The 2,390-nt window shown below is 33.2% G+C and carries 2 protein-coding genes; both read right to left on the bottom strand.

Features of this window, described 5'->3' with window-relative positions; genetic code table 11:
- Positions 1-252: 252 nt before the first annotated feature.
- Positions 253-1,305: a sensor histidine kinase gene (locus V7183_RS25045; protein WP_335361222.1), complete on the bottom strand. Its 1,053-nt coding sequence runs from the start codon at positions 1,303-1,305 to the stop codon at positions 253-255.
- Positions 1,302-2,015: a response regulator transcription factor gene (locus V7183_RS25040; RefSeq protein ID WP_335361221.1), complete on the bottom strand. Its 714-nt coding sequence runs from the start codon at positions 2,013-2,015 to the stop codon at positions 1,302-1,304. The genes V7183_RS25045 and V7183_RS25040 overlap by 4 nt, the downstream gene beginning before the upstream one ends.
- Between the last annotated feature and the right edge of the window lie 375 nt (positions 2,016-2,390).

The raw sequence follows: 2,390 nt of genomic DNA, 5'->3' as shown, positions 1-2,390 counted from the left end.
ACCCAATAGTCGTTTGCTTTGATTGTTTAACAAAAAAGAAATAAAAGATTCTTTTTCTCTATTTGTGTGATCCATATCTTTGTTGCTTATGTAAACGAAAAACCCTTCAAGTTTTCTGAAGGGTTTTTCGTTTATAGATATATTAATTACTAATCATAATGTCAATGCCATTGTTAGATAACCTAGTATACTAAGTGTTAGCTTTCATTTCTTTATCGCCATTTCCCTTTCTTTCTAGGTAAGTTAGAATGTCTACTCTGATGTAACGGGAAGAGTAAACCAAAATTCACATCCCTGTTTCCCATCCGAACGATCTTGAACACCAATTTCTCCTTTGTGTATTTCAACTAGTGATCTTGCAATGGCTAGTCCCAGTCCAGACCCTCCAGATTGTGAACTTCTTGATGGGTCTGTTCTGAAAAAACGATCAAATATACGTAATTGATCATCGTAAGAAATCCCTTCTCCTTCATCACGCAAAGTGAATGTAACTTGCTGTTTCTGTTTATTTTCTTCTACAATTAACTCGATTGTTCCAAATGTAGGGGAATGCCGAATTGCATTATGTAACAAATTACTGATAACCCGCATGATTTTACACGGCATAATCCAAAGTCGTGGCAATGTATCCGAAACGTGCAATTGCAAATGGATATCTTTGTCCTTCAATAAGATTGCATGGGAATCTAGTACTTCTAATAGAATGCTGTCTACATGTGTTAAACTAGGGTGAAAGACTTCTTGTCCAAGTTCTAACTTAGAAAGCTCAAACAAATTATTAATTAACCCACTTAATCTTTGAATTTCGTTTAGGATTGTCGTTAGATATTGCATTTTTACATTAGGATCTTCAATTAAACCATCTTGTAACGCTTCTATCATCAATTGAATGCTAGCCATAGGGGTCCGTAAGTCATGAGAAATATTTGCAATTAGTTCTGTACGTGCTTTTTCTCCTTGCTCTAACTTCGTAAAGCTTTCTTCTAATTTTTTAGCCATTTGTTGAAAAGCTGTTGCTAACTCTTTAAACTCTTCTGGTTCTTTTCCGATTATGTACATCGTTTCAAAGTGTCTATCACTAAATTGTTTCGTTAATGCAATTAAATTTTGAATCGATCTCATAATAGGACGTGTCATTAACCAGTAAATAATTGTCGAAAGAACCATTGCTATCAACACAATTCCTATTAATAACCGTGTTTGTTCCGGTGTAAGTAACATTCTTCTGTCACTATACCAGATCGAAATGACTATGATGCCCGTGCTTAATACATTCATCAATAACAATTGATACCTTAACTTCATATTTCATTTCCTCCACCTGGCTCAAAGCGATATCCTATACCCCAAACTGTATGAATCCAACGGTTCTTTGTTGTATGCTTCTCCAATTTTTCACGTAGACGACTCATTAACACTGTTACTACATTTGTGCATCCTTCATACTCAAAATCCCATATCTGTTCCAGAAGTTGAGATCGTGAAAATACTTGTTTTGGATGTTTTGCCATTAGATAAAGTACCTCAAATTCTTTCACCGTTAACTCAATTTCATATCCACAAACAAATACACGTCTTTTCGTTGGATCAATCTTCAAATCTAGGAACTCTATCATTTCTGATACAGGTTCTTTCGCTTGTATCGTTGTTTGATTTCCTCTTCTTAATATAATTTGCACCCTTAATACTAATTCACGAGGTGAAAACGGCTTTGTCACATAATCATCCGCGCCCATTGTTAATCCTAAAATTCGATCTCTTTCTTCTCCCCTAGCGGTTAACATAATAATAGGGACATTAGAGTATTGACGAATTTCCTCACATAATTCCCAGCCATCTTTTTTCGGCATCATCAAATCTAAAATAATTAAATCTGGTTGATATTGCTGAAATACATTCCAACCTTCCGCTCCATTTCCAGCGGTGTATACTTCATATCCTTCTCTTTCCAAGTATCGTTTACATATGTCTCGGATATTATCTTCATCTTCTATGATTACAATTCTTTTTTTCATACATGAAATCTCCTCTGTTCCTTTATCAATAACGAAAGAAATACTTCGTTTATGTATATAATAAATACAAATAATGATTTATATATATGTAACGAATAAGATTGTCAATTAAAAAAAGAACACTGTAAGTCTACGTGTTCCATACTATTCACGAATCATAATTATATAAACCAAATGATTATTTTAACACCAGACTACTGTATGATTATTAATTCATCAACCCCTGGAAGATTAAATATATAGGATTTTTAAAAGAGATACAACAAGCAATAGACAGGTTTTATTTAATTGGAAAATTATGAATCATGTAATCTAAAAAAAATGTTTTTCCTATATATACATTAATTAAAAAGCCTACATAAAACCCCTCTTTTT

The sequence above is a fragment of the Bacillus sp. JJ1127 genome, assembly GCF_036965845.1.
Classification (GTDB): domain Bacteria; phylum Bacillota; class Bacilli; order Bacillales; family Bacillaceae_G; genus Bacillus_A.
The sequence above is the reverse complement of the archived record's forward strand: the minus strand, read 5'-3'. Positions and strand labels throughout refer to the sequence as shown.

Coding starts and splice junctions, on each gene's coding strand:
- V7183_RS25045 (WP_335361222.1), bottom strand. CDS start 1,305: ATGAAGTTAAGGTATCAATTGTTATTGATGAATGTATTAAGCACGGGC.
- V7183_RS25040 (WP_335361221.1), bottom strand. CDS start 2,015: ATGAAAAAAAGAATTGTAATCATAGAAGATGAAGATAATATCCGAGAC.